This window comes from Salinispirillum marinum, from assembly GCF_042650105.1.
Lineage (GTDB): Bacteria > Pseudomonadota > Gammaproteobacteria > Pseudomonadales > Natronospirillaceae > Salinispirillum > Salinispirillum marinum.
Window position 1 is genome coordinate 1 of record NZ_JBHSAL010000008.1, and the last position, 25,510, is coordinate 25,510.

A 25,510-nucleotide genomic window follows, 5' to 3' on the forward strand; every position below is an offset into this window, starting at 1 on the left:
CGAACTCAGACGTGAAACGAGGTATCGCCGATGGTAGTGTGGGGTCTCCCCATGTGAGAGTAGGTCATCGTCAAGCTCCTAATGAACAACCCCGCCCTGCACTCAGTGCGGGGTTTTTTATTAGCTTCAAGAAATGACCTACTCTCGAGTAGGGTGATGCGCGGTGGGCAAAGCCCATTGAAAGCCCCTTAACGGGGCTTTCAAAGCAAAGAACGCACGCAGCTGTGCTGCGGGCTGGGCCATCGTCAAGCTCCTAACAGACCAACGAACCCAGCCTTGTGCTGGGTTTTTTGGTTTTGGGGCAAGGCAAACATGCCCCCAAAACGGGCTTTCGAGGTGTGCCTCCGGCGCTCCACGGCAGGCCGGGAGGCCGCCTTGAGGCACACGCCCTACGCCCGCGGAATGTTCATCAACATAGGCTGCTATAAACGCACGCAGCTGTACTGCGGGCCGGGCCATCGTCAAGCTCTTAAATGACACCAAGAGTTCGGCTTAGTGCTAGTGATTGAGGTCGAAGTTACAATTTAAACTGGCGAACCAGTGTTTGTGTTTCCTGCACTGTATCTTGTATTGTGACCACGTCGCGCTGAATCATCTCACCAAACTCTGCGTTTTCCTTCGCTAAATCATTGATGTGGGTGACATGTCCACTGATGGATTCGGTGACACTCTCTTGCTCGCGAGCATTTTCGGCAATTTGCGTGATCAGTTCGGATAACTCCTGTACTTGCTCAACCATGCGGGTGATTTCGGCACTCACTTCAGTGGAAGTGGCGCGGTTATCCTGTGCCAATGATGATGCTTGCTCTGCGGATGTTAGTGCCGCTTGTGCGGCATGGCCTAGGCGTTCAATTACCCCCGATATCTGCTTTGTGGATTCTGCTGAACGAGTGGCTAATGTGCGCACTTCATCGGCCACTACGGCAAAGCCACGACCTTGCTCGCCTGCACGAGCGGCTTCAATGGCAGCATTCAAGGCCAGCAAGTTGGTTTGCTCTGCAATGGTGCTGATGACGCTGAGAGCGCCGCTAATCTCGGTTGTTAGGCTAGCTAGGCTATTAATTTTCTCTTGTGTATCACTCATGTATTGACTGACCTGTTCGGATTTCTTGGCTGAGTTTTGTACGCGCTCACCAGAAGTCTGTGCTTGTACGGCAACACCTTGAGTGATTTGGCTAACCGACAAAGCACGTTGGGCGACTTCGCCTGCTGAAGCGGACAATTCATTAATCGCCGTCGCAACCTGATCGGTTTCCAGTAGTTGATTCTGCATGTTATGTGATGCTTGTACGCTGGAGGTAGCAAAACGCTCGGAGATGACTTTTAATCCATCAACGCCATCGCGAACGGTGCCAAACGCTTGCGCTAGAGACAATGTCATACTGTTCAGGTCGCTGGCCAAACGAGCAAATTCATGTTTGCCGTTCACATGAAAATGGGTCGTTAAATCTCGACTGATCAGGCTACGAATCGGCGTAATAAGGTTATTGATCGCTTGGGCTGCGGTTCGCCCAATGAAAACGGTTGCGGTTCCTGTTATCAAAATAATGACAGAAATGATGACCAACATCAGGCTCTGTACGCGATCAATCGTATCCAGAATGCGGCCACTGCCTGTTGCTACCAAGTCGTCAAGAATGTCGTCAACACTGGACATAGAGGTCTGAAAGCGCGTGAAGTTGGCGTTTAAGTCAGCTTCGGTAGAGCTTCTGAGTGCACGCCAGTCGCGATTTACATTCTGTTGGGCGGCAATAACGGCGGGCACGCCTGATCCCGCATCTATGACGCCATTTAAGGTGTTTAACCAGCGATCACCGTCACTCTCCAGGGCGGTTGTAGTTCGACCGGCCTGTGCTTCTAGGTAGAAATTCAACGCCGTGATATTGAGATTCTTTACAGCCACCGTACCTGGTATGAGGGTTTGCGGAAAATATCCGGCTAAAGCTTTTGATAGATTAAGACCAATCAATGCAATGACTGCAGTCAGGACGATGGCTAATATTTGTGCAATGAGAAGTGCACGCATTTTTCCGAGAATGGTCATAGTAATGGATTACCTATTGAATTCAGATGCTAATTTGACTTATCGGCAGATGAGTACGGTGGTTGAGAGTTGCCATAGCAAAGACTCTCTGTACACTGACTAACAGTGACGATTCACTGTCTACCTGAATTACCGAGGTGCCTATGCCCCAACTTGTTGTCGATGAGCTTCTGCCTTTGCTGAAATCAATAGAGCATAGGGGTGCCAAAACTATCGCTTGGGAAGCGGCGTTGCATCGGTTGTTGCAGGCCAGTCAGTTTGCCAGCCAAACGCTGGCCCGTTGGCCAGAAATGTTAGAACCCATTATAGCTGCGTTACCGGATACAGAGAATTTTGCCGAGCAACGTTTGGTTCATTATTGCCAGAACGTCAGTAGTGAAGATGAGTTCATGTCAGCTTTGCGCGTGTGGCGTAATGAACAGCAGGTGTATTTGATTTGGCAGGAGGTTTTAGAAAGTCCTGAATTGCCCGTTCGATTGACCCGGATTTCTCATGTCGCGGATCTCGGGATTACTGCCGCAGAGGACTTCGCCGTAGCCCAGTTGGTGAAGAAATATGGATCGCCTGCCCTGTGCCCTTTTAGCAGCCAGCCCCAGCGTTTGGTGGTGCTCGGGATGGGGAAATTAGGGGCCGAGGAACTCAACCTGAGCTCTGACATTGACCTTATTTTTGCCTATCCAACGGAAGGTGAAACGAAGGGTGAGCGCAAGGTGACCCATGGCGAGTTCTTTACCCGCGTGGGTCGTAAGATCATTCAGTACTTAGATCAACGGACCGTTGATGGCTTTGTGTATCGCGTGGATATGCGTTTGCGTCCGAATGGTCAGAGTGGGCCATTGGCACTGAACTTCCGTGCTACGGAAACCTATTACCAGGACCAAGGGCGCGATTGGGAGCGCTATGCCTTGATCAAAGCACGTCCTGTTACCTCAGTAGCGGTCGCTGAGCAGGCCTTGATGCCTCCGTTAAAAGCCTTTGTGTTTCGTCGCTACGTGGATTACCAAGTGCTGGATGCCTTACGCGAGATGAAACAACGGATTGCTGCCGAAAACCGGCGTCTGCAACGGCAGGCAAATATTAAATTGGGGTCAGGCGGGATTCGTGAGGTCGAGTTTATTGTGCAGGCGCTGCAGCTCATTCAGGGCGGACAGTCACATGGCTTACAGAATCCCAATATTTTTGCCGCAATGGACACGATTCGGCAGGAGCAACTGTTACCAGAAGGCGTCTGCACAGAACTGATGCACAGTTACCAAGCCTTACGCCGTTTAGAGCATCTGATTCAAGCACAGGAGGACAAACAAACACAAGAGCTGCCGGTTGATGATGAATGGCGACAGCGGCTGGCAGAGACGCTGGGCTATCAGGATTGGACATCGTGTCTGGACTGGGTTGACAACATTCGAGGGGCGGTTAGCAAACACTTCGATGCCTTTATTGCTCCGCCTGAAGAAGTGATGGATGTCGAGCATCCGTGGGAGCCATTTTGGCTTGAACCCCAAAAGGCAGATTGGCAGGCTGATTTTGGTGCGCATGCCGACGCGCTGCGCAGCGCCATTGAGCACCTGCGTGCCGATGCAGAAAAGTACCACCTCTCTGACATCGCATTGGCGCGGTTGGATCGTTTTATGCCGTTGCTCTTGAATGAGCTGTCGCGCTTGCAACACCCCGCAGAAGCCATGAATCGACTGATTCCAGTGATCAGTGGTGTGCTGCGACGAAGTGCCTATTTGATCATGTTGGTTGAGAACCCGGCAGCGATTCGTGAGCTCGTGAAGCTCGTCATGCTCAGCCCATGGGTGGCCGACCAGTTGGTGGACAAGGCCTATCTATTGGACGAGTTGACCGACCCAAATGAGTTGTACCGCTTGCCCAGCCGACGAGTTTTGGCCGATGATCTCAAGCAGCGCTTGTTGCGCTTGCCCGATGATGACTTGGAACAACAAATGGAACAGTTGCGCCATTTCCGGCACAGCCGAGTGTTGCGGGCGGCAGCTTGTGAATTGACGGGCAATTTGCCGCTCATGAAAATCAGTGACTATCTGACCTACACGGCGGAAGAGGTTTTACAGCAGGTATTGTGGCTAGCTTGGGAGCAAATGACGGAAAAATACGGCATTCCAACGCGGGTTGATGGTCACTTGTGCGACCCTGACTTTGTCATCATGGCCTATGGAAAAATGGGCGGGTTGGAACTGAGTTATGAATCTGACTTGGATTTAGTGTTCATTCATGACGGCGCACCACAGGGGCAAACCCGTGGTGTGAAGCCCGTAGACAATAATGTGTTCTTTATGCGTTTGGGCCAACGCATCATTCACTTAATGACCACACAAACACCTTCCGGCATTTTATATGAGGTGGACATGCGCCTGCGGCCATCCGGGAACTCGGGTATGTTGGTGTCTTCATTAACTGCCTTTCAGGCCTATCAAGAAAAAGAAGCTTGGACTTGGGAACACCAAGCGTTAGTGCGTGCACGTGTGTTAGCCGGATGTCCCAAGTTGAAAGAGCGGGTAGAAGCGGTGCGCGCCAACATTTTACGCCGACCTAGAGACGGCGTCCGATTGTGGGAAGACGTTACCGCCATGCGCGACAAGATGCGCAGCAATTTGGGCACACCCGCAACGCGCCGTGCCGAAGAATATAACGTCAAACAAGACCCCGGTGGAATCGTAGATATTGAGTTTTTGGTGCAGTATTTGTTGCTGAAACACATCTCTGAAGTACCGGAGTTGGTGCTGTGGTCTGATAACATGCGCTTGTTGGAAACCCTTGCCGACCATGGGGTGCTGACGCAAGAACAACGTACTGCACTGAGTACGGCGTACTTGCAATGGCGACAAGAAGTGCATCGGCAAGCGTTGCAGAATGGCGGCGGTAAATTGATCAGTGTCGCCGAGCGGGCGCAATTTGAAACCACCATTGCTACCGTTACCGAGCATTGGGAACGCTTGGTTGTGGCGGCTAAGCCTACTTAGTAGATCTTGGGCTCGCCTTCCGGGCGGGTTTTAAAGCGCTTATGCAGCCACAGGTATTGTGCTGGATTCTCCCGTATACGAGCCTCAAGCCATCCATTGTACGCCGTGGTATCGGCTTCAATATCGCCACTGTTCATTCCGGTATGCTCTGCGAGGTAGATCTCATAGCCTTGTCGGGTACGAATATGATGGGTGAGGAAAATGCGTGCTTGGGCGACGTGGGCGAGTTTAGCTGTAGCGGTTACGGTGGCCGTTGGCAGCCCGAAGAAGGGGACGAAAATAGACCGTTTACGCCCCAGATCTTGATCCGGTGCGTAAAAAATAATTCGACCCTGCTTTAATCGTCGAATCATACTGCGCATGTCATTTTTTTCGATCAATGCCTCGACATAACGCAGACGTCCCCGGCATTGAAAATAATTCATCAGTGGATTGTCATGTGGGCGATGCAAGGTGTCATAGTCCAGCACGGTGCCGAGCAGCGCACCACAAATATCAACCGAGGAAAAATGTGCACCCAGCAACAGGATACCCTGCCCGGTTTCAGCGGCTTGTTTTAGCGCTTCTAACTGGTGGACTTGCCACTGAATGGATAAGCGAGACGGCTTAGAAAACCAAGCCATACAGGTTTCAGGTAAGGCTTTACCGGACTCTCGGAATACGGCTTTTACCAGCTCGTGTTGTTCCTCCGGTGTGCGTTCGGGAAAGGCCAGTGCAATGTTCTTCTTGGCCACCTGGCGGCGACTGCCAATCACATAATAAAACAGGCGACCTAAACCACTGCCAAACGCCATTTGCACCCGATAAGGTAAGTGAGCAATTACCCACATCAAGCCCAGCAATACCCAAACAGCCCAGTAGCGGGGGGCAAACCAAGCTCTATCAAGTATAGGGGTTTGGGTCATCACGATAATGCTGAGCCTATGCAAACAGTCAGGCTGTGCATTGTACGCGAATGTGCGCTCGTGTTAAGACCGTGTAGGCCGATATAATGTTGTTAACATTCAATTGGAAAAGCGTTTCCGCATGAGCACCAGGCCCGCCCAACGTCAGGATATCACCGCCATTTACCGTGCACTGAGCAGCGTGATTGCCGAACAACACTATTTGATGAGCGCACATAAGCCCGACCTACCGCATTTTTCACGCTTTCTGGAGGCCAATCTTGAACGTGGTTATCCCGTTTTGGTGGCGGAAGAGGGTAGGCATGTGGTGGGGTGGTGCGATGTGTACCCGCGTGGCCCGGATGTGCAACGCCACGTGGGGCGCTTGGGTATGGGCGTGGTGGCGCATTTTCGAGGCCGTGGACATGGTAAGCAATTACTCACGGAGGCAATAGCGGCCAGTTGGCGCGCCGGGTTTACCCGACTGGAGCTGGAAGTTTTTGCTGATAATCCGGTTGCTATTGCGCTGTATGAGCGCGCCGGCTTTCAGCGCGAGGGGCTGCACCGGCGAGTACGAAAAGACAGCAAAGGCTATCGGGATATGATCAGTATGGCGTTGCTGGCGCTTTAAGTTGTTAGCGCTGTAAGCGTTGATTCTCTTGCTCAATATGTTGGTAGAAGTCGCGCATTTTCAGTTGTTGCGCGGCGGCTTCATCAATCACTACGGTGACGTTTGGATGCATTTGCAGAATGCTGGCCGGACAAGCTGCGCTAATGGCTCCTTCTATCATGGCCTGCACGGCGGGTGCCTTGCTCTCACCCGTCGCCAACAGGGTAATCTGTCGCGCTTCCAATATGGTGCCAATACCCATGGTGATGGACAAATGCGGTTGAAATTCGTCGGCATGGAAGAAGCGCGCATTGTCGGCGATGGTCGCTGACGTCAGGGTTTTGATGCGAGTTCGGCTACCCAGGCTCGACGATGGTTCATTAAAGCCAATGTGGCCGTTGCGGCCTAGCCCCAACAGTTGCAGGTCAATACCTCCGGCCGCTCGAATCGCTAACTCATAGTCGGCGCAAGCTTGTTGCGGGTCGGTGGCCATACCATCCGGCACGTAGGTGTTTTCCCGGTTTATATCAATGTGTGAGAACAGATGTTGATCCATGAATGATCGATAACTTTGCGGATGATCAGCCGCCAGTCCCAGATATTCATCCAAATTGAATGTCCGTACCGCACGGAAGGACAGCTTGCCACGGCGTACGCGTTCAATCAGTTGTGCATAGGTATGGAGGGGCGTGGAGCCTGTTGCTAAGCCCAGTACCGAGTCTGCGCGTCGGGCAATTTGCTGTTGAATTTGCGTTGCAGCGTACTCAGCGACGGCCTGTGCATCCGGTAATATAATGACTTTCATGCTGCGTTGTCTCCCGCACGGTTTTCCGTGCGCTCGGCCATACCGGCAACCCAAGTCTCTAACACATTCAAGTCGTCATCCAGATGCACTAAATCGGCTTGGTGGCCCGGTTTTAGCCAACCCAGTTGTTCATCCAAATGCAGGTATTCCGCCGGAAAACGTGATGCCATGGCCAAAGCATGTTCCAGTGGAATGCCGACATCTTGCACGCAGCAGCGCACCGCATCGATCAGGCCAATGGCCGAGCCCGCTAGCCGACCTTCTGCCGACACCAATCGTCCATCAACCGCAGTGAGGGTTTCATCATATAAGGTAAAGGAGATGCTGGTACTACCCACGGTGGCCATGGAGTCACTGACCAAATACAGTTTACCCAAGGGCTTAGCCCGATACGCCAAGAGCACAGAGGCCGGGTGAACATGGAAATTATCGACAATAATACCTGCATGCATTTCATGGTGCGTTAAAGCCGCACCCACGACACCGGGCTCGCGACCTTGTAACGGACGCATGGCGTTGTACAGGTGAGTCACGCCATTCAAACCCTCCTGAATGGCCCGCTCCACTTCTTCATAGCGTGCGTGGGTATGCCCCGCAGATACTTCGACCCCGGCACGCACGAGCTGCGCTATTTGACCCGGTAGCATCATTTCAGGTGCCAGAGTCAGCAGTACAGGCATATCGAGTGCTAAGGTGCTGATCATTTTAAGGTCGCTGGACGTCATGGTGCGTAAATAGTCGCTGTGATGTACGCCACGTTGTTCGACATTAAAAAACGGCCCCTCAATGTGCATGCCAAGAATGCCGGGGTTGTCCACCCGTGCGTCTTTCACCGCAGCCATACAAGCCTGCAAGCGTTCAGGTGTATCGCTGATGGTGGTGGGCAGAAGGCGGGTCGTGCCGACTTTTCGATGTCCGGCGGTGATGCGCTTTAGGGCATCCACACTCGGGTCGTTATTGAACAAAACACCACCGCCACCGTTGACTTGTAAATCAATAAACCCTGGTGCAAGTAGACCACCGTTCAAGACCTGGCGTGCCATGTCGTGAGGCACTTGATGTTTTGGCACTACATTGGCGATCGTGTTGCCATCCACCAATACGGCGTGGTCGTCGAGAAAGCGCTCACCGTCAAACAGTCGGGCGCCTAACAGGGCGGTGGTCATGATAATTCCTTGCTAGAGTGTGTCCAGCTTCAGCTCGACCACAAAATCGTATATGTCGCCACGATAATAGGACCGAGTGAATTCCACTGGACGATTGTTAGGGTCAAACCCCTGACGCTCGATGTATAACACCGCGTCGCCTGGGGACATCTTTAAATAGTCAGCAATTTGTTGATCGGCATTACGTGCCGTCATTGTTTGTAAGGCTCTGACTGGCCGCGCGCCGCGCGCCTGCAGCGCGGCATAGAAGGAGTCGTCAACTTCATCCACCGATCGCACCAAATCGGCTGGCGCAGAAGCAATTTCATAGGCCATGGGCAGTTCATTGGCGTAGCGAATGCGGGCAAAACGGCAGATGCGCTGACCGGGAGACAGGTTCAATGCGATGGCTTCCTTGGGCGAAGATTGCACAAGTACGCGGCTCACCCATTCAGAACGCGGGGTCATACCGCGTGCCGTCATGTCTTCGGTAAAGCTGTTCAAGACGGACAAATTCTTATGGATGGACTCACTGCGCGGAGCAGTAACTAAAGTACCGGCACCTTGCTTTTGTACCAAGAGCCCCTGCTGAACCAGGCTCTCTATGGCTTTGCGCACGGTGACGCGGGACACATCGAGGGCGACGGCTAGTTCGCGTTGTGGCAGCAAATAATCACCATCGTGGAGTAAACCTTCATGAATGGCTTGCGTGAGTGCACGTGCTAACTGAACATACAGTGACCCCGGTTTACGCGGATCGGGTCTAAGGTAGTCGATGAGCTGTTCGGTAGTGGTCATGGTTTGGCCTCTTGGCGAATCATCAATAGTGCGCCCGCCAATGGATCCTGTTGCGCAGGGACGATCAGTGGTCGCAAGTGTGATACCAATTCTGTACCAACAAAAGGCCCAAGGCCACCTAAAAGGGCAATACGAGAAACGTTCAGGTTGGCCAGGCGCTGCACCAGCAAGCCAACGGCATAGGCTTGTTCTTGCACCAGTTGTTGCGCCAACGCGTCACCGTTTTCAAATGCTTGAACCACCCAGCGCGCAAACTGACCGAAGTCGCTCGAATGTGCATCGCGAGCCCATCCAGGAATGGCGCGTGGGGTTTGCCCAAAATGCGCCAAAATTCGATCCGTGAGCGGCGATCTTGGACGTACGCCATCACTGGCGCGCAAGCTCTCCTGTATCGCTCGCATACCCAGCCACGCGCCGCTGCCTTGGTCGGCAAGAGGAAAGCCCCAGCCATCCAGCATGATTGTCCGGTCGTGTTGAATGGCCCAGGCCACAATGCCCGTTCCCACAATGACCAGACCACCTTCTTCTCCACTGTGTGCACCCAAACAAGCGATATGGGCATCGTTATTGACCTGAATGCGACTATACGGATGTTGCCATTGGGCAATTAACGCCTGGCTTTCGGGCAACTCGGCTCCAGCCAGCCCCAAGCCGACGGACGTGCGTGCTAGGGTAACTGGCAAAGCATCGGGTGCTAAACTGATTTGCGTGAAAGCCTGGGCAATGGTGTCTTCAATGGTACGCAGGGCGTTGTAGCCTTGTTGATACAAATTGGCGCTGCCACCCTGTGCTTCGGCGCAGCACCGGCCATTGGCGTCAACGATGCGTACGCGACAGTGTGTACCACCGCCGTCGACACCGACATAATAAAGAAATGAATCAGGCTGCATAGTCATCGTTCTTATGTTTCTTTCTTTGCTAGGCCAAGATAATACCAATATAATACCTATACATAAGGTTGGCAAGTACAGGTTATAACAAATTGCGCCCAGCTGGAGACTGATATGACGTTACGCTATGAATTCAAACCTACACCCCTGAGCCGAGAAGGCGGGCCGGGCTATCAAGCATCTATTGTATTGACCAATACCACCGGTGCGGCGATGAATGTAGCTCGCCTGACGTTTTCGTCTGCGCGGATTTTGAAGCCCGGCGATATTCAGGGTGCTGAATTGTTGCAGCGTGATGGCGACTTGCATGTCGTAGGCATGGCAGAGAGCATTCCTCCGGGGGTGACGAAAGAGATTTTCATCAAGAATCCGCGTGACCGGCTGCTCAAGATCACAGATTGGCCCTATGGGGTTTTTGCCGAAGATGCGAAAGGTACATTGCTGGATCTTACGATAGTCCAGCCAAGCCTGCGGTGGGACAAACGGCCCACGCCGGTATCCGAGCCGAATGTTGTCCGCTCGCTGATTCCTGCGCCCTCACATTTAACCATGAGCGAAGTGTCATTCCCTCGTCCAAATCATGGTCAGTGGGTGGGTATCAATACCAGCGAAATATCAGGTCTAACACCGGAAGTGCTTGCTGCTTGGGCGCGCCAATTTCAAGAGTTTGCTGGGGTATCGTTTACTGATGTTCGGGATGATCTGAAGAGGTGGCCAGTAAAGATCACTCGAGCGGAAGGTCATTTGGATGGCTATCAGTTACGGGTGATGGAGCATGGCGCTGAGCTGATAGTGATGAACGTAGCAGGCGTGCATGCGGGCCTGGCGTCTTTGGTGCAGTGGGTCGCGGGCCTGACCGTTCAGCCCGTCACCATTCAAGATCGGCCACGCTTTGACTATCGTGGTTTGCATTTAGATGCCGTACGGCATTTTATTCCCTTTGCGGATGTTTTGAAAACGGTGCGCTTGGCCGCGCTGTACAAACTGAATTATTTGCATTGGCACCTAACGGACGATGAAGGCTGGCGGCTGGAAAGCACGGCATTTCCTGAGTTGACGAAAAAAACGGCTATGCGTGGGCGTGAACGTGTTATGCCGCCGCAGATGGGTAGTGGGGCAATCGATCATGGCGGCTATTACTCTCAAAGTGAAGTCCGAACGCTGGTGGCCTATGCTGCGGCGCTGGGCATTACCGTGGTGCCAGAGATGGATGTGCCAGGGCATGCTCGCGCACTATTGCGTGCGTTGCCAGAGTTGATCGAGGAGGCTGATGACTCGGAATATCGGAGCGTCCAGCACTATTCTGACAATGTACTGAATCCAGGTTTGTCTGCCACGCTCGGTGTGGTGAAGACGCTGCTGGACGAAATTATGGACCTGTTTCCTGCGCCTTACATTCACCTTGGGTCGGATGAGGTGCCGGAAGGTGTTTGGGAGAACAGTCCGGCGGCCCAAGAAAAGGCCAAGGCGTTAAGGTTGCCAAATGTGCGGTCACTGCATGGTTGGTTGATGCGTGAACTCGAGCAACACGTGCAAACGAGGGGGCGCAATGCCGCAGGGTGGGAGGAGATTTTGGTCGACGAGGCCGTGTCAACGGCAACCCTAGTCTACTCATGGCAAGGCGTTGAAGCCGGACGTCTGGCCGCTCAGCGCGGACATGATGTGGTGATGACCCCAGCCCAATATTGCTATTTGGATCTGGGTGCAAGCGACGCACCTGACGAGCCGGGCTATTACTGGGCGGGTACACCGACTTTGTCGGCGGTTTATGGTTACGAGCCAACGCAAGGTTGGGAACATGATGTTGCAGAAAGGCATTTAAAAGGTATGCAGGCGTGTTTGTGGACAGAATTATTGGCCGAGACTTGGCAGCGTGAGTACATGCTGTTGCCACGCTTACTGGCGGTTGCCGAGCGTGCGTGGTCATCCATGCACGTCAATGATCTAGCCAACTTTAAAGAGCGGGTGGCCTTGCATCAGTCAATATGGCAACGCGCAGGTTGGCATTACAACGCACACTGCGAGTAAGCGATTAGCCGGGCAGAAGATGTGTGCCAAATCCGCACAAAAATAAAATGAAGCATTTTTTGTTGTCAATGGTATCTAAAGGTATTATATTGGTATTGCCTTGATCAACAACAATAATCCGAGAGGTGAGATCACATGAAACTGCTCAAAGGCTCTATTGCGACTGCGGTCGCTGTTGTAACCCTAGGTTCTGCCGTTTTTACGTCGGCACAAGTCGCATCGGCTGAGACCGCGTTAAATGCGTACACTTGGCGCCCGCAAGATCGTGCCTTGTGGGACTACATCAACAGCAACAATTTGATTGATGGCGTCACCGTTCGCCTTGATGTCACCCCTGAAGACTATGAGTCCAAACTGCGCATCGATATGCAGAGTAATCGCCCAGACCTGTTCTTCGCGAAAGCGGGAGCACCTTGGTTAAGTTCTTGGATTGATGCTGGCGTGATCGCGCCAGTGGCCGACTATGACATCAATTTGGATGTGTATGGAGAGGCCGCATTGGGTGGTTTTACGGGCTCCGATGGCGTGATTTATTCCGTGCCGGTAGGCATGGAAATGCAGGCTATTCTCTATAATAAAGGCGTGTTTGCTCAGTACGGCATTAACGAGCCACGCACGCTGAGTGAATTGCAGGCGGCATTCAATACGTTTAAATCGAATGGCGTAGTGCCCATGCATGTAGATGGTCGCGACGGTTGGTATTTGAATCAAGTGTTGAACGAGGTCTTGACCGCTGGTTTCGCGAGTGATGCATGGACACAAGGTGTGATTACCGGTGAAGCCTGTTTTACCGACTCAGAATATGTGAACGCCTTGGCGCAGTTAGACCAGTGGCGTAGCGACGGCTACTTGAACCGTAACCCATTGGCGGATGACTACGGTGCCATGAGAACGGAAGTTGCTTTGGGGTCTTCGGCTATGATGATTGACGGTATTTGGTCTGCTGGACCTGGCTCGCCGATGTTCGATATTGAACCCGGTTTAGAAATAGGCATCATGCCTATCCCTGGCGGCAAGGTATATGGTTTCCCTGACTTTGGTTTGGCAGCGAATCCTAATTCCGATCAGCAAGACGCTATTGCTAAGGTGATGCAGTTTGTGAGCACCCCGCAATTTGCGCAACTGTATGCTGAGCGTGTCGGCTTGCCTGCCTCTAATCACTCCATTAATGTCGATGATGCGCGCATCAGTCGTGCCGCCGAGTTGATGGCCAGTAACAATGTGGCAGCGAACCCATTCTTTGTTTTCGATTTGAACGCCAATGAGCCGACCTATCAAACATTGTCTGCTGAGCAATTGCAGCGTTTATTGGCCGGTCAGGTTACGCCTGAACAAGCGGCCGCAGCCATTCAAGCAGGCTTGAACTCTTGGGGCTATGTTGGCGCGGCAAACTGCCGTTAAGTAGGGCTGGCGCGATTAGCTTGCGCTGATAAACCTACCGTGAGAGCCTCTCGCAAGAGGCTCTCTGCTGCTACGATTCTGTACTACCTTATTCATCCCGGAGTTAGCCACCATGCCCCAGTCTAAGGCGAAACTGTCATTTGCTGCTCGTGAGAAAATTGAGCGCACGCTATTGCTACTGCCCGGTGTACTGCTCTATGCGGTGTTCTATTTTATACCGATGCTGGGGTTGCTGTATTTGTCGCAAGTGAAGTGGGCAGGCATTGGCCCCATGGAATATGTCGGCTTCGATAATTTCCGACAAGTATTGGGTAACGCGTATTTTCGCGACCAATTGTTTCAAGCCCTATGGCAAAATGCGGTATTTTTCTTGGTCATTATCGGTAGTTTTCTGACTATTGGCAGCGGTTTGGCACTGTTGCTTAGCTTGAAAACCTGGGGCCGTAAGCTATATCAAATCATCTTTTTTCTGCCTTATCCCATGGCGGGTGCGGCCGTCGCTTATCTGTTGAACCTCTTTGTTGCCCAGCGCGGACCGCTCAACGCGCTGTTGATGAGCTGGGGCATTACCGATCACCCCATACCATTTTTGGGTTTGGAAGATACGGCACTCGTAACCTTGGCGTTGTTTTATTCTTGGCATCGCATGGGGTTCGCCATCATGTTGATTCTGGCCGGTATTCTCGCCGTGCGACAAGATTTGTTGGAAGCCGCTGTACTGGATGGTGCCAGCCGTTGGCAGGCCATTAAAGCCGTCGTAGCACCCGTCGTTGCACCGGCGTTTATTTTGATCACGGTGATTATTATGGTGGATGTGTTCAATAACGCGGACTATACGCTGATTATTATGGGGCCGGAGGCCGGTCCGCTGCGTTCCACTGATGTAATGGGCACCTTTCTATTTCGAACCGCTTTTGGTGCCGGAGCAAGTACGGTGAATACGAACTTTGGTATGGCGGCGGCCGTGGGTTTGATTACCGCCGTGATGATTCTTCCGGCAGCGTTGTTCTTAGCGTTGCGCAATTTCCGAAACGATTAGGAACATCGACCATGGACAAGATTTTTAAATTACGCCCGCATGAGCAGGCGGTTGTTCAGCTCATTATGCTGGCCTGGGTGGTCGTGGTTCTAGTGCCTTTTGGTTCAGCTATTCTGAATTCCTTGAAGCCCAGTGTCGGGGCGATTTTTCGTGATCCATTCGGCTTACCCGACCCATGGACATGGGGCAACTACGCCAAAGCTTGGGTGCAAGCCAGCTTCGACCAGTATTTCTTAAACAGCATGATCATCGCCGGTTGTACGGTGGTATTGGTGGTGTTTTGTTCCACCACCACGGCGTTTGTGCTGGCACGGATGCCGTTTAAAGGCAGCACGGCTATTTTCTTATGCTTTATGCTGGGGGTGATTGTTCCTATTCGCTTAACCCTTGCGCCCCTGTTTGTGGTGGTGCGTGAACTGGGCTTGTTGGATACCTTAGCCGCGGTGATTCTGGTGCAGTCCGCCAGTATGATGCCGGTGGCGGTGTTTATTCTGGTGTCCTTCATGCGAGGAATTTCGAAAGAGTTGGAAGAGGCGGCGCGGATGGATGGCGCCCTACCAATTCGCATCTACTGGAGCATTATTCTGCCTTTGATGCGGCCCGCCGTGGCAACGGTGGCGTTGTTAACCTTTGTACAGGCATGGAATGAATACTTTCTGCCGTTGATCTTCCTACAAAGCGAAGAGCTGTTTCCGTTAACGCGCGGCATTACTCAGTTCAATCAGCAATTCGCCGTGCAATGGCACATGATGTTTGCGGGCATCATGATCATGATGGTACCCACGATTTTGGCGTTTGTGTTGGCGTCGCGGCAGTTTATCTCGGGGTTGACGCAGGGTGGTGTTAAAGAGTAAAGGAACACCTAAAAACCCCCTTTTCTCAAGCTGGCGTTGTTAAAAATGTCCTCAAAATGCTCATTTACGTACAGTAAACTGCGCTTTTTCGGACATTTTTTGCCTAGCCAGCTTTTCGCCTCTGAGGTTTTTAGATGCTCCTTGGGGAACGCGGGCAGGAGAATATGTCACCTGCATTTTAAATTCCTAAAGGAAAAGGTAGAATACCGCGACATTAACCCAGTAATTTAGTAGGACTTTTGACATGACCGACACTCTTGATGTTATCAAGCAACAAATCGGCGATAACCCGGTGTTGCTGTATATGAAAGGCTCGCCAAATCAGCCGATGTGTGGTTTTTCGGCGCAGACCGTGCAGGCTGTTATGTCGTGTGGACGCCGCTTCGCCTTTGTGGATATTTTGCAAAACCCGGATATTCGAGCCGAACTGCCCAAGTACGCTAATTGGCCGACTTTCCCCCAGTTGTGGATTAATGGTGAGTTGGTGGGAGGGTGCGATATCGTGACCGATATGCACGCCAAAGGTCAGCTGCAACCGTTGATCGAAGCGGCTGTGCCAGCCGACGAAGAAGAGTAGTACCCCGCTTGCTGAGCAATACCTCGGGTCACTGAGGCATTGCTCAGTTCTAATTATCCCGTCTTGTGTGCACACCCTATGTTTGAGTTGACTGTGCCATTTTGGCAGTGGGGCTTGGCTTGTCTGGTGGTAATGTTCGGCGCTTTGGTGCAAACCTCCATCGGTTTTGGAATTTCCATTGTAGCAGCACCCATCTTGGTGTTTATCAATCCCGCTTGGGTGCCGACCAGCCTGTTAATTGCTGCTATATCCCAATTGATACCTGCCTTTTTACAACAACGCCGCGGTACGCAATGGCGTGGACTCCGAATCGCATTACTGGCTCGAATTCCCGGAACCCTAGTGGGCATTGGTTTGTTATTGGTGATGACGGTATCGGGCTTAATGGTGATGATCGGGGCCGCAACCTTAATTGGCGTGGTACTCAGTCTGACTAAAGTCCGGCTCATGCCGACGGACCGTAACTTAGGTTGGGCAGGCTTTGTATCGGCCATCATGGGCACCACCACCAGCATTGGTGGGCCGCCCATGGCGTTGGTGATGCAGCATGCCGACGCCGTGCACTTGCGGGCGAACTTGACCGCGTATTTCCTCGTCGGCGCGTTAATTTCTTTTGCTGCACAATGGAGCGCGGGCTACGTCACCAAAGCGTCTATTTTGGCGGGCTTGTTTTTTGTGCCCGCCAGTCTGATCGGCTTCGCTTTCGGTTCTGTGGTGGCGCGCCATATCCCGGTAACGGCTTTTCGCTACGGTATTATTGTGCTGTGTGGTATCGCTGGCACCTTAGCCTTAGTTCAGGGCTTTCTTATGCATTTCGAGTTCATCAGTTAAAGTAGCGGTTCCAACACCGACCACACGTGCTCCAGAATCATCGGTTGCGCTTCTGCCGTCGGGTGTATGCCATCGTGCTGCATTAAGTTGGGCTGGTCGGCTATGCCGTCCAGAATGAACGGATGGTAGGGCAGATCGTGGCGCTGCGCCAAATCACCGAACAGGGCAAAAAAAGGTTCGGTATAACGTGGCCCATAATTCGGCGGGATGCGTATGCCCAAAAGAATGACTTGAACACCTTGTGTTTGGGCCAGCTCGATCATACGGTCGAGCCGTTGCTCGATGCCGCCAACGTCGAGCCCTTGCAAACCGTCGTTGCCACCCAATTCTAAAATCATGTAATCGGGCTGGTATTGGTTGAGTAAAGCGGGTAGGCGGCTTAAACCGCCTCGGGTAGTTTCGCCGCTGATACTGGCATTAACGACACTATGACCCAGGGGTTCAAGGCGTTGTTCAAGTAAAGAGACCCAACCTTGCTGTTCGTTGGCCAAGCCGTAAGACGCACTGATGCTATCGCCTACCACCAAAAAGGACGCACCTTGCGCAACGCTGCTTAACGATACCAAGCAAATTAATGAAACTCGAATAAAGAACTTAAAAACCATGACGCAAAATGCTCCTGTTGTACAAACTGTCGACTTGTGGCAAACCGTGCCCACCAGTGCAGGTACGCTCGACATCCTGAAAGGGATTGATCTGGAAATCAAGTCGGGTGAGAGCGTGGCTATCGTCGGTGCCTCAGGATCAGGCAAAACCACCTTGCTGGGCATGCTGGCTGGTTTGGATACGCCGACCCGTGGCCAGGTCATGTTGCAAGGCAAAGACATAACCCAAATGAATGAAGAAGCACGTGCCCGCTTACGTGGTGAGTTGGTGGGTTTCGTGTTCCAGAATTTTCAACTTTTGCCTGCCTTGACGGCCTTAGAAAATGTGGTGTTACCGCTGGAACTGCGCGGCACCAAAGTGGATATAAAGGAAGCGAGCGACTTGTTAGCGCAAGTCGGGTTACAAGACCGTGGACAGCATTTTCCGAAACAGTTGTCTGGCGGTGAACAACAACGGGTAGCCATTGCGCGGGCTTTTGCGGCGCGCCCGCCGATTTTGTTTGCCGACGAACCAACCGGCAACTTGGATACGGTGACCGGAAATACCATTGCAGATTTACTGTTTAACCTGAATGCGCAATTCGGTACGACACTGATCTTGGTCACGCACGATCCCAAATTGGCGGCTCGTTGTGCGCGCACCTATGTGATGGATTCTGGCGTATTACAGGCGCAGGAGATCATTGCATGAGCTTGACGTGGCGCATGTTCTGGCGTGACTTCAAAGCCGGTGAATTGACGCTGTTGTTAGTGTCTGTGGTATTGGCCGTCACCGTGGTGACCAGTATTGGCATTTTTTCCGAACGTATCCGCCAAACGATTTTCTCCGAGGCCAGTGCCTTGCTGGCTGCTGACTATGCGTTATCTGGCTCACGGGCACCTGAACCCGCTTGGCTTGACTTGGCGGCGGAGCAGGGTTTGGCGCAAGCCGAGGTGATCAGCTTTCAAAGTATGTTGTTCGGTGCGGAAGGCAATCAACTGGGTGCGATTCGGGCGGTGACGGACAACTTTCCTTTGCGTGGGCAGATCGTGGTCGCTGAGCAACCTTTTACAGCTGGGCAAGCGGTGCAGGGCGGTCCTCCGCCCGGTGAGATATGGCTGACCTCACGCTTGTTCCCCATTCTTGGCGTCGCGGTGGGTGATATGGTCGGCATCGGTGCGACCGATTTACGCGTCGGTGCAGCGCTCATTACCGAGCCTGACAGCTCAAGCAGTGCCTTTAATGTCCAGCCGCGAGCGCTAATCAACCGGGCCGACTTGGCCGCTACACAGGCCGTACAGCCAGGCAGCCGAATCAGTTACCGTTGGTTATTGGCGGGCGATGAGGCTGTTATCCTGGCTTTGCAAGACACCATTGGCGACGACATTGAGCCGCATTTTCGCTGGCGCAGTGCGCGTCGGGCTAACGACAATATCGGTGCGACCTTGGATCGCGCTGAAAGCTTTTTATTGCTCGCCGGTTCATTGGCCGTCGTGTTGGCGGGCGTAGCGCTCGCCATGTCGGCGCAGCGCTATGCCGGGCGGCATGTGGATGCGGTGGCGTTGCTGAAGACTCTGGGTTACCCACCGTCGCGAATCATTCGCTTGTACGGTTCGGGGCTCTTGGGTTTAGCCGCCGGTGGTATTGTTGTTGGTTTATTGATGGGTGAGCTGTTGCATCAGGTCATCGTTTGGTTATTGGGAGATTTATTGCCCAATAATCTGGCCGTGCACGGTTGGCAGGCCTATGGCTTGGGCGCGTTAACCGGATTCGTTACCTTGATGGGGTTTGCGTGGCCGCCATTCTATCGTTTGCGCGATGTGCCGCCGGTGCGCGTTATTCGCAGCGATGTGTACCAGCAACCCAAGCTCCTATGGCAGCTTTGGGGTGCCTTGGGTGTGTTGGTGATCGTGTTTCTATACAGCGGCGATTGGAAGTTGACCTTGGCCATGGTGGCGGGTGGAGCATTGTGCATTTGGGGGGCTTCCTTGTTTGCTCGTAGCTTGCTGTGGATGTTGCGTCGCTATGGCAGTCGACTAGGGCGAAACTGGCGGCTGGGTTTGGCTAGCTTGCAACGTCACAGCCAACAGAATGGCTTGCAGGTGGTGATCTTCTCCATTGCCTTGATGTTGCTGTTTACGCTGACCTTGATACGTACGTCTCTGCTTTCGGAGTGGGAACGCCAATTGCCCGAAGGCTCGCCGAACCATTTTGTGTACAACGTCTTTGCCGAGGACCTGCCCTATGTCGAAACCTGGCTAACGGATTCGGCCGAAAACCCTTCTCCCGCTTATCCGCTCACTCGTGGGCGCTTGGTTGAGGCGCGTGGCATTGATATTGATACCCTTACCGAGAACTTACCGGATCGAGGCGACTACGTGCGTGAGTTAAACATGACGTGGTCGGAGACTTTGGGCGCCGATAACGAGGTAGTGGCCGGTGCATGGTGGGAAACGTATGGCGAAGGTGAGTTACTGGTGTCGGTGGAGCAGCGCTTTGCCGAAGACCTGGGGGTCACGGTTGGCGATCTATTGGTATACAGCGTCGGTGGTTTGCGCATCGAAGCCACCGTGGCCAGTTTGCGCAGTTTGGATTGGGAGTCGTTCAACCCTAATTTTTATATGATTTTCAATCAGCCTCTGCAAGCGGGGGCAGGCGCCACCTATTTGGTCAGTTTCTATTTGGCAACCGACAATAAGATTGCCTTGAATGAATTGTTGCGCAATGTGCCGACGTTGGCCGTTATTGAAGTGGATGCGTTGATAGAACAGATCCAAGGTATTATTGCCCAAGTGACCTTGGCGATTGAGTTCATTTTGGCTTTGGTTTTAACGTCTGGATTGCTGGTGTTGATTGCGGGCATTCAGTCCAGCCTCGATACCCGATTCCGAGAGAGTGCATTGTTGCGCACCATGGGTGCCTCTGCGTCGCTGGTGCGCGGTACGTTGTGGGTTGAGTTTGGGGCCTTGGGGGTGTTGGCCGGTCTGTTGGGCGCGGCAGGCACAGAGGCTATCTTGTTCTATTTGCAAGGCAGTGTGTTTGGCATGGAGACGCGTTGGCATCCTGTATTGTGGTTGGTTGCACCAGCGGCCGGTTTAGCATTAATTGGTGCGGTGGGGGTGTGGTCGACCAGCAAAGTGATTCGCACGCCGCCGATGCGGGTATTACGAAACTGGCTTTAATCGAGCCGTGGCGCTATTAGTCGAGCGATGGCAATTCGATGCACTGGTCAACCCAAGGTTCACTCTTTGGGCTGGCCCAGCGCACGGCGTTCACTAACACCCGTTGAATGTCGGCTTGGTGATAAATAGGAAAGGTTTCATGGCCGGGGCTGAAATAAAAAATCCGGCCGCCTCCCCGCTGAAACGTAACCCCGGAGCGAAACACCTCGCCGCCCGCAAAATGGCTGATAAACACCGTTTCATCGGGGTTCGGAATAGCAAAGGGCTCGCCATACATTTCACTTTCCGGTACTTCAATAAAACGGCCTATGCCCTGAGCGATGGGGTGGCTGGGGTTGGTCACCCATACTCGTTCTTGCCGCCCGTCTTCGCGGTACAGCAACGAACATGACGTGCCCATCAGCCGTTTAAAGATTTTGGCGTAGTGCCCGGAATGCAACACGATCAGCCCCATGCCTTGCCATACCCGCTGCGCTATGCGTTCGACCACTTCATCCGTGACGTCATCGTGGGCTAAATGGCCCCACCACAGCAAGACATCGGTATCGCGCAACCGCGGTTCGGTAAGGCCGTGTTCAGGCTCCTGCAGCGTGGCGGTACTGGCTGATATATCCGGGGCGGTGTTCAGGGCTTCGGCAATGCAGGTATGCATACCCTGCGGGTAGAGCGCACGCACCGCCGGGTGAATCTGTTCGTGAACATTTTCTCCCCAAACAACGGTGCGTATGGTCATTGGTTCAAGCCCTATGTATGCAATAAATCGCGCACGAACGTGGGTAGCGCAAAGGCAGCAACATGCACTTCCGCGTTGTAATAGCGGGTTTTAAAGCCAGCGGCTTCGACGCGCTGTTGAATGGTCGAAACGTTTTGCTGGCGCAAGGTTGTGTCATCGCTCGCCCATGCTAAGGCCATGACGCCACCGGCATAGGTGGGCACGGCCGCGACATAAAAACTGACATCTTGATAAAGCGGCGTCAGTCGTTTAAACGTGTTGGTCACTTCATCGCCTTGCATAAAGGGCACGCCATTTTGCGCCACCATGATGCCGCCCGGTGCTAGGCAGGTTTTTTCGTCGGCGTAGAAGTCTGAGGTGAACAATACTTCGCCGGGGCCGATGGGGTCGGTTGAGTCGGCAATAATCACATCGAAGGTATCGTTGCAACTAGCGACGAAATCTTTGCCGTCGGCAATCACGATGTTGGCACGTGGGTCGTCAAATGCGCCGTTTGAATGCTTGGGGAAATAGGTTTTGCACATGTCGATCACGCTTTGGTCAATCTCAACCTGTGTCACATGTTCAATGTTCTTGTGGCGCAGCACTTCGCGAAGAATACCGCCGTCACCACCGCCAATAATCAATACTCGCTTCGGGTCCGGGTGAGCGAACAGGGGGACATGAACCATCATTTCATGATAGATGAACTCATCGCGCTCGGTGGTTTGTACAATACCATCCAACAACATGACGCGACCCATGAAGGGCGTATCGATGATTTCAAGATGTTGATGCTCGGTTTTGAATTCAAACAGCAGCTCTTTTACGGTAAAAGACTGCGCATAACCGTTATAAAGCGTTTCAGCGACAATGCGCGGAGCGGTGGGTTTAGTCATGCTAGAGTTCCATCATTTATTGGCTAGATTTTACCAGCGGCCAACCGCCTAATGATTGTATCCGATTGACCATGGCGCAAAACAGCTCGGCTGTGCGCAATGCATCGTAGGCGGCGCTGTGCGCACTGGAATTGTCGAATTCAATATCGGCCACTCGACAGGCTTTAGCGAGTACCGTTTGACCATAGATCAACCCGGCCATTGAGGCCGTATCGAAACTGGAGAAGGGATGAAAGGGATTGCGTTTGGCGTCAATGCGTTCGGCTGCTGCCATAATGAAGTTATGGTCAAAGGTGGCGTTGTGGCCCACCAAGATAGCGCGCGTACATTTTTCTGTTTTCACGGCACCACGAATCATGCGGAAAACTTCATCCAAGGCTTCGCTTTCATCCACCGCATCCCGGTCCGGATCGTCCAGATTGATGCCGGTAAAATCAAGGGCCGATTGTTCAATGTTGGCACCGCGAAAAGGCTTTATTTCGTACGACAGTTGCTCGCCGGGTTTCATAAAACCTTTGTCGTCCATGGTGAGCATGACGGCAGAAACTTCCAGTAATGCATCCGTTCGGGCATTAAAACCTGCCGTTTCAACATCCACCACTACGGGTAGGAAACCACGAAATCGCTCAGCGATTAAGGGCGTTTGAGAGAAGTCTGACACAGAGCGTTTCCAACCTGAATATGGGGGGTATGGTACGGGGGTATGAGAAAATGGCAAGTGCCGACCGAGGTAATCGCAAATTATGCTCAAGAATTCCGATGGGACGCCGTTATGCATAGGGAAGAATCAGGTATCATGCAGCTATGAAACTCCGACAGGCCCCCTTCGCAGCGCTAGCGATATTAGCGTTGATCCTGCCTACGCCCACGCCCGGCGTAGAGTTTGGTGCTGGCCTGCATAACACGCAATGGTCGCTCTACGGTGATGTCTTTGGTTGTTTTATTACCCAGCCAATCCCGCGCTACGGCAATGCTGTCTTTTATCATGAGGCAGGAGAGGACGTGCGGTTTTATCTGGAGACGACGAATAATCGCATGCAGCCGGGGCGCGCCGCGTTGACCATAGAAGCGCCGGTTTGGCGATCTTCGGCGTTAACGAATGATTTGGGGTATGTTTCGGTAACGAATACCGATCGCCCACTGAACGTTGAAGCGACAAGAACACTCAGAATGTTGGCTGAACTGGAGGCGGGCATGGCGCCAGCCTTTACCCGCCAAGGCCGAGGGATGGATGAGCCCGTGCGGGTGAAGCTGTCGCCGGTAAATTTCGGCCGTCAGTGGGAAGACTACCAAACCTGTGTGGCTGACTTGTTGCCGGTCAATTTTCGCCAGATCGAACGCAGTCGAATTCAATATGAGCCGGATATTTTCACCATCGACGATGAAGGACGTACCGTATTGAATAACATTGCTATGTACGTTAATGCGGACCCCAGTGTGGTGGCTATATACATCGAAGGTCACAGTGACAACCGCAATACACGTTTTGATAGCCGTCGATTGTCGGAACGCCGCGCCTTAACGGTGCAGGACTATTTGATCGAGCAGGGTGTGGACCCGCAATTGCTGTTGGTGGATTTTCACGGTGATCGCTACCCCATTGGCGATAATGCAACCGCCGCCGGGCGCGCGGAGAATCGCCGTACCACGCTAAGATTGGAACGGCTCCCTTAATTCTTGCCCGTCACTCTGGCCGCCCACCATTGAGTTAGCAGCTTACCCTCCGTACAATACCGCGAGTTTTTACTTTCAATGCCTCGTTTGTGGTCGGAGAACCAACCTCATGTCTGATATTAAAAAAGTCGTTTTGGCGTATTCTGGTGGCCTAGATACCTCCGTGATCGCCAAGTGGATTACGGAAACCTATGGCTGTGAGGTGGTGACCTTCACTGCAGACTTGGGGCAGGGCGAAGAAGTTGAACCCGCGCGCGCTAAAGCTCAGGCTCTGGGTATCAAAGAAATTTATATCGATGACTTGCGGGAAGAATTCGTGCGCGATTTCGTATTCCCCATGTTTCGCGCCAATACGATTTATGAAGGTGAGTATCTGCTGGGCACCTCAATTGCGCGTCCGTTGATTGCAAAGCGCTTGATTGAAATTGCCAATGAAACCGGTGCCGATGCGATTGCTCACGGCGCAACAGGAAAGGGTAACGACCAAGTACGTTTTGAATTGGGCGCTTACGCCTTGAAACCAGGGGTGAAAGTGATCGCGCCTTGGCGTGAGTGGAACCTAAACAGCCGCGAGAAATTGATGGAATACTGTGAAGAACACAATATTCCGGTCGACTTTAATAAGAAAGGCAAAAAGTCCCCGTATTCCATGGATGCCAACCTGCTGCACATTTCGTATGAAGGCGGCATTCTGGAAGATCCTTGGGCGGAAGCGGAAGAAGATATGTGGCGCTGGTCAGTATCGCCTGAGGCGGCACCTGATAAAGCGGAATACCTTGAATTGACGTACAGCAAAGGCGATATCGTTGCTATTGACGGCAAAGACATGACACCGGCTGAAGTGCTGACCTATTTAAATAAAGTGGGTGGTGCGCATGGTGTCGGGCGGTTGGATATTGTGGAAAACCGCTATGTGGGTATGAAGTCTCGGGGCTGTTACGAAACCCCCGGTGGGACCATCATGTTGCGCGCGCACCGGGCGATTGAGTCCATCACGCTAGACCGGGAAGTGGCGCACTTGAAGGATGATTTGATGCCCAAGTACGCCGAGATGATTTACAACGGTTACTGGTGGAGTCCTGAACGCATCATGATGCAGAAAATGATCGACGCTTCACAAGAAACCGTAAACGGTAAAGTGCGAGTTAAACTGTACAAAGGAAATGTCATCATCGCGGGTCGACAATCGGAAGACAGTCTGTTCGATGCCAGTATTGCGACCTTTGAAGACGATGCTGGCGCTTATGACCAGAAAGACGCTGAAGGTTTTATCAAATTAAACGCGTTACGACTGCGTATTGCGGCAAAGAAAGGACGCAGTCCGTTGTAATCTTGCTCGGTAATAGCGCGGAACTGCTAATAAGCACCTTCGGGTGCTTTTTTTCGGCCCAATTCTTGCATTTGACGATACAAAGATGTCAATTTTTGTGTCATAGATCACGCTTTACCAAAAGGTCAGTTGTTCTGTCTAACACTATTCAGTAACATTGCGCAATGTAAAGTCAAAGATTTGACTAAAATTGGCGCGATAATCTGTACAAATCGTATGGGTTTTTAGGCAGAATTCCGCA

Annotated in this window: 22 protein-coding genes and 1 rRNA gene; 13 read left to right on the forward strand and 10 right to left on the reverse strand. The window is 52.6% G+C overall.

Annotated features, from left to right (window positions below; genetic code table 11):
- Positions 1–76: ribosomal RNA gene (gene rrf / locus ACFOSD_RS15755) — 5S ribosomal RNA — on the forward strand; the annotation flags it as partial.
- 441 nt (positions 77–517) lie between these two features.
- Here rrf and ACFOSD_RS15285 read toward each other — a convergent pair.
- Positions 518–2,044 carry a methyl-accepting chemotaxis protein gene (locus tag ACFOSD_RS15285; protein WP_380698089.1) on the reverse strand — a complete coding sequence of 509 codons (1,527 nt, stop codon included), beginning with the start codon at positions 2,042–2,044 and terminating at the stop codon, positions 518–520.
- Between the two features lie 143 nt (positions 2,045–2,187).
- Between ACFOSD_RS15285 and glnE the strand changes: the two genes are divergently transcribed.
- Positions 2,188–5,025: a bifunctional [glutamate--ammonia ligase]-adenylyl-L-tyrosine phosphorylase/[glutamate--ammonia-ligase] adenylyltransferase gene (gene glnE, locus ACFOSD_RS15290; RefSeq protein WP_380698091.1), complete on the forward strand. Its 2,838-nt coding sequence runs from the start codon at positions 2,188–2,190 to the stop codon at positions 5,023–5,025.
- Here the strand turns inward: glnE and lpxL are convergent.
- A complete protein-coding gene (gene lpxL / locus ACFOSD_RS15295; RefSeq protein ID WP_380698093.1) occupies positions 5,022–5,930 on the reverse strand; it encodes an LpxL/LpxP family Kdo(2)-lipid IV(A) lauroyl/palmitoleoyl acyltransferase in 909 nt (302 codons plus the stop codon). The two genes, glnE and lpxL, sit on opposite strands and share 4 nt — an antisense overlap.
- 121 nt (positions 5,931–6,051) lie before the next feature.
- On the opposite strand from lpxL, the gene ACFOSD_RS15300 reads away from it, so the two are divergent.
- Positions 6,052–6,540: a GNAT family N-acetyltransferase gene (locus tag ACFOSD_RS15300; protein ID WP_380698095.1), complete on the forward strand. Its 489-nt coding sequence runs from the start codon at positions 6,052–6,054 to the stop codon at positions 6,538–6,540.
- 4 nt (positions 6,541–6,544) lie between these two features.
- Here ACFOSD_RS15300 and nagB read toward each other — a convergent pair whose 3' ends face one another.
- From nagB to ACFOSD_RS15320, 4 genes are read right to left on the reverse strand one after another with little or no spacing between them, the layout of a single operon-like run.
- The gene (nagB, locus tag ACFOSD_RS15305) at positions 6,545–7,324 is read right to left on the reverse strand and encodes a glucosamine-6-phosphate deaminase (protein WP_380698097.1); all 780 of its coding nucleotides are present in this window, start codon (positions 7,322–7,324) and stop codon (positions 6,545–6,547) included.
- Entirely contained in the window at positions 7,321–8,490 is a 1,170-nt protein-coding gene (nagA, locus tag ACFOSD_RS15310) for an N-acetylglucosamine-6-phosphate deacetylase (RefSeq protein WP_380698099.1), read from the reverse strand. Before nagA ends, nagB begins: the two co-directional genes overlap by 4 nt.
- 12 nt (positions 8,491–8,502) lie before the next feature.
- The gene (locus tag ACFOSD_RS15315) at positions 8,503–9,267 is read right to left on the reverse strand and encodes a GntR family transcriptional regulator (protein WP_380698101.1); all 765 of its coding nucleotides are present in this window, start codon (positions 9,265–9,267) and stop codon (positions 8,503–8,505) included.
- Positions 9,264–10,157 (reverse strand): BadF/BadG/BcrA/BcrD ATPase family protein, encoded by an 894-nt coding sequence (locus ACFOSD_RS15320; RefSeq protein ID WP_380698103.1) that lies wholly within the window; start codon positions 10,155–10,157, stop codon positions 9,264–9,266. The genes ACFOSD_RS15315 and ACFOSD_RS15320 overlap by 4 nt, the downstream gene beginning before the upstream one ends.
- A 114-nt stretch (positions 10,158–10,271) precedes the next feature.
- Between ACFOSD_RS15320 and ACFOSD_RS15325 the strand changes: the two genes are divergently transcribed.
- The 6 genes from ACFOSD_RS15325 (at position 10,272) to ACFOSD_RS15350 (ending at position 16,887) form a co-directional block, all read left to right on the forward strand.
- Entirely contained in the window at positions 10,272–12,185 is a 1,914-nt protein-coding gene (locus tag ACFOSD_RS15325) for a beta-N-acetylhexosaminidase (RefSeq protein ID WP_380698105.1), read from the forward strand.
- Between the two features lie 135 nt (positions 12,186–12,320).
- The gene (locus ACFOSD_RS15330; protein WP_380698107.1) at positions 12,321–13,586 is read left to right on the forward strand and encodes an extracellular solute-binding protein; all 1,266 of its coding nucleotides are present in this window, start codon (positions 12,321–12,323) and stop codon (positions 13,584–13,586) included.
- Between the two features lie 112 nt (positions 13,587–13,698).
- The gene (locus ACFOSD_RS15335) at positions 13,699–14,625 is read left to right on the forward strand and encodes a carbohydrate ABC transporter permease (RefSeq protein ID WP_380698109.1); all 927 of its coding nucleotides are present in this window, start codon (positions 13,699–13,701) and stop codon (positions 14,623–14,625) included.
- Positions 14,626–14,636: 11 nt separating this feature from the next.
- Entirely contained in the window at positions 14,637–15,479 is an 843-nt protein-coding gene (locus ACFOSD_RS15340; RefSeq protein WP_380698111.1) for a carbohydrate ABC transporter permease, read from the forward strand.
- Between the two features lie 244 nt (positions 15,480–15,723).
- Positions 15,724–16,056 (forward strand): Grx4 family monothiol glutaredoxin, encoded by a 333-nt coding sequence (gene grxD / locus ACFOSD_RS15345; RefSeq protein WP_380698113.1) that lies wholly within the window; start codon positions 15,724–15,726, stop codon positions 16,054–16,056.
- A gap of 78 nt (positions 16,057–16,134) precedes the next feature.
- A complete protein-coding gene (locus tag ACFOSD_RS15350) occupies positions 16,135–16,887 on the forward strand; it encodes a sulfite exporter TauE/SafE family protein (protein WP_380698115.1) in 753 nt (250 codons plus the stop codon).
- Here the strand turns inward: ACFOSD_RS15350 and ACFOSD_RS15355 are convergent.
- Positions 16,884–17,492 (reverse strand): arylesterase, encoded by a 609-nt coding sequence (locus ACFOSD_RS15355; RefSeq protein ID WP_380698117.1) that lies wholly within the window; start codon positions 17,490–17,492, stop codon positions 16,884–16,886. The two genes, ACFOSD_RS15350 and ACFOSD_RS15355, sit on opposite strands and share 4 nt — an antisense overlap.
- Between ACFOSD_RS15355 and ACFOSD_RS15360 the strand changes: the two genes are divergently transcribed.
- Both ACFOSD_RS15360 and ACFOSD_RS15365 read left to right on the forward strand, forming a co-directional pair.
- Complete coding sequence (locus ACFOSD_RS15360) at positions 17,491–18,183, forward strand: ABC transporter ATP-binding protein (protein ID WP_380698119.1); 693 nt, start codon at positions 17,491–17,493, stop codon at positions 18,181–18,183. The genes ACFOSD_RS15355 and ACFOSD_RS15360 overlap by 2 nt on opposite strands.
- A complete protein-coding gene (locus tag ACFOSD_RS15365; RefSeq protein WP_380698121.1) occupies positions 18,180–20,654 on the forward strand; it encodes an ABC transporter permease in 2,475 nt (824 codons plus the stop codon). The genes ACFOSD_RS15360 and ACFOSD_RS15365 overlap by 4 nt, the downstream gene beginning before the upstream one ends.
- A 16-nt stretch (positions 20,655–20,670) precedes the next feature.
- On the opposite strand, the gene ACFOSD_RS15370 is transcribed toward ACFOSD_RS15365, so the two are convergent.
- The 3 genes from ACFOSD_RS15370 to rnt are packed head-to-tail and all read right to left on the reverse strand — an operon-like array spanning position 20,671 to position 22,926.
- The gene (locus ACFOSD_RS15370) at positions 20,671–21,387 is read right to left on the reverse strand and encodes a ThuA domain-containing protein (RefSeq protein WP_380698123.1); all 717 of its coding nucleotides are present in this window, start codon (positions 21,385–21,387) and stop codon (positions 20,671–20,673) included.
- 11 nt (positions 21,388–21,398) lie between these two features.
- Positions 21,399–22,265, reverse strand: a complete 867-nt coding sequence (gene speE, locus ACFOSD_RS15375) for a polyamine aminopropyltransferase (RefSeq protein WP_380698125.1) — start codon at positions 22,263–22,265, stop codon at positions 21,399–21,401.
- A 16-nt stretch (positions 22,266–22,281) separates the two neighbouring features.
- On the reverse strand, positions 22,282–22,926 hold the full coding sequence (rnt, locus tag ACFOSD_RS15380; RefSeq protein ID WP_380698127.1) for a ribonuclease T: 645 nt from the start codon (positions 22,924–22,926) through the stop codon (positions 22,282–22,284).
- A gap of 143 nt (positions 22,927–23,069) precedes the next feature.
- Between rnt and ACFOSD_RS15385 the strand changes: the two genes are divergently transcribed.
- Both ACFOSD_RS15385 and ACFOSD_RS15390 read left to right on the forward strand, forming a co-directional pair.
- Complete coding sequence (locus tag ACFOSD_RS15385; protein WP_380698129.1) at positions 23,070–23,939, forward strand: flagellar protein MotY; 870 nt, start codon at positions 23,070–23,072, stop codon at positions 23,937–23,939.
- A 109-nt stretch (positions 23,940–24,048) separates the two neighbouring features.
- On the forward strand, positions 24,049–25,269 hold the full coding sequence (locus ACFOSD_RS15390) for an argininosuccinate synthase (RefSeq protein WP_380698131.1): 1,221 nt from the start codon (positions 24,049–24,051) through the stop codon (positions 25,267–25,269).
- The last annotated feature ends 241 nt before the right edge of the window (positions 25,270–25,510 follow it).

Coding starts and splice junctions, on each gene's coding strand:
- ACFOSD_RS15340 (WP_380698111.1), top strand. CDS start 14,637: ATGGACAAGATTTTTAAATTACGCCCGCATGAGCAGGCGGTTGTTCAG.
- ACFOSD_RS15330 (WP_380698107.1), top strand. CDS start 12,321: ATGAAACTGCTCAAAGGCTCTATTGCGACTGCGGTCGCTGTTGTAACC.
- ACFOSD_RS15285 (WP_380698089.1), bottom strand. CDS start 2,044: ATGACCATTCTCGGAAAAATGCGTGCACTTCTCATTGCACAAATATTA.
- ACFOSD_RS15390 (WP_380698131.1), top strand. CDS start 24,049: ATGTCTGATATTAAAAAAGTCGTTTTGGCGTATTCTGGTGGCCTAGAT.
- ACFOSD_RS15325 (WP_380698105.1), top strand. CDS start 10,272: ATGACGTTACGCTATGAATTCAAACCTACACCCCTGAGCCGAGAAGGC.
- speE (WP_380698125.1), bottom strand. CDS start 22,265: ATGACTAAACCCACCGCTCCGCGCATTGTCGCTGAAACGCTTTATAAC.
- nagA (WP_380698099.1), bottom strand. CDS start 8,490: ATGACCACCGCCCTGTTAGGCGCCCGACTGTTTGACGGTGAGCGCTTT.
- ACFOSD_RS15300 (WP_380698095.1), top strand. CDS start 6,052: ATGAGCACCAGGCCCGCCCAACGTCAGGATATCACCGCCATTTACCGT.
- ACFOSD_RS15315 (WP_380698101.1), bottom strand. CDS start 9,267: ATGACCACTACCGAACAGCTCATCGACTACCTTAGACCCGATCCGCGT.
- glnE (WP_380698091.1), top strand. CDS start 2,188: ATGCCCCAACTTGTTGTCGATGAGCTTCTGCCTTTGCTGAAATCAATA.
- lpxL (WP_380698093.1), bottom strand. CDS start 5,930: ATGACCCAAACCCCTATACTTGATAGAGCTTGGTTTGCCCCCCGCTAC.
- ACFOSD_RS15360 (WP_380698119.1), top strand. CDS start 17,491: ATGACGCAAAATGCTCCTGTTGTACAAACTGTCGACTTGTGGCAAACC.
- ACFOSD_RS15335 (WP_380698109.1), top strand. CDS start 13,699: ATGCCCCAGTCTAAGGCGAAACTGTCATTTGCTGCTCGTGAGAAAATT.
- ACFOSD_RS15355 (WP_380698117.1), bottom strand. CDS start 17,492: ATGGTTTTTAAGTTCTTTATTCGAGTTTCATTAATTTGCTTGGTATCG.
- ACFOSD_RS15370 (WP_380698123.1), bottom strand. CDS start 21,387: ATGACCATACGCACCGTTGTTTGGGGAGAAAATGTTCACGAACAGATT.
- ACFOSD_RS15385 (WP_380698129.1), top strand. CDS start 23,070: ATGAAACTCCGACAGGCCCCCTTCGCAGCGCTAGCGATATTAGCGTTG.
- ACFOSD_RS15350 (WP_380698115.1), top strand. CDS start 16,135: ATGTTTGAGTTGACTGTGCCATTTTGGCAGTGGGGCTTGGCTTGTCTG.
- grxD (WP_380698113.1), top strand. CDS start 15,724: ATGACCGACACTCTTGATGTTATCAAGCAACAAATCGGCGATAACCCG.
- nagB (WP_380698097.1), bottom strand. CDS start 7,324: ATGAAAGTCATTATATTACCGGATGCACAGGCCGTCGCTGAGTACGCT.
- ACFOSD_RS15365 (WP_380698121.1), top strand. CDS start 18,180: ATGAGCTTGACGTGGCGCATGTTCTGGCGTGACTTCAAAGCCGGTGAA.
- ACFOSD_RS15320 (WP_380698103.1), bottom strand. CDS start 10,157: ATGCAGCCTGATTCATTTCTTTATTATGTCGGTGTCGACGGCGGTGGT.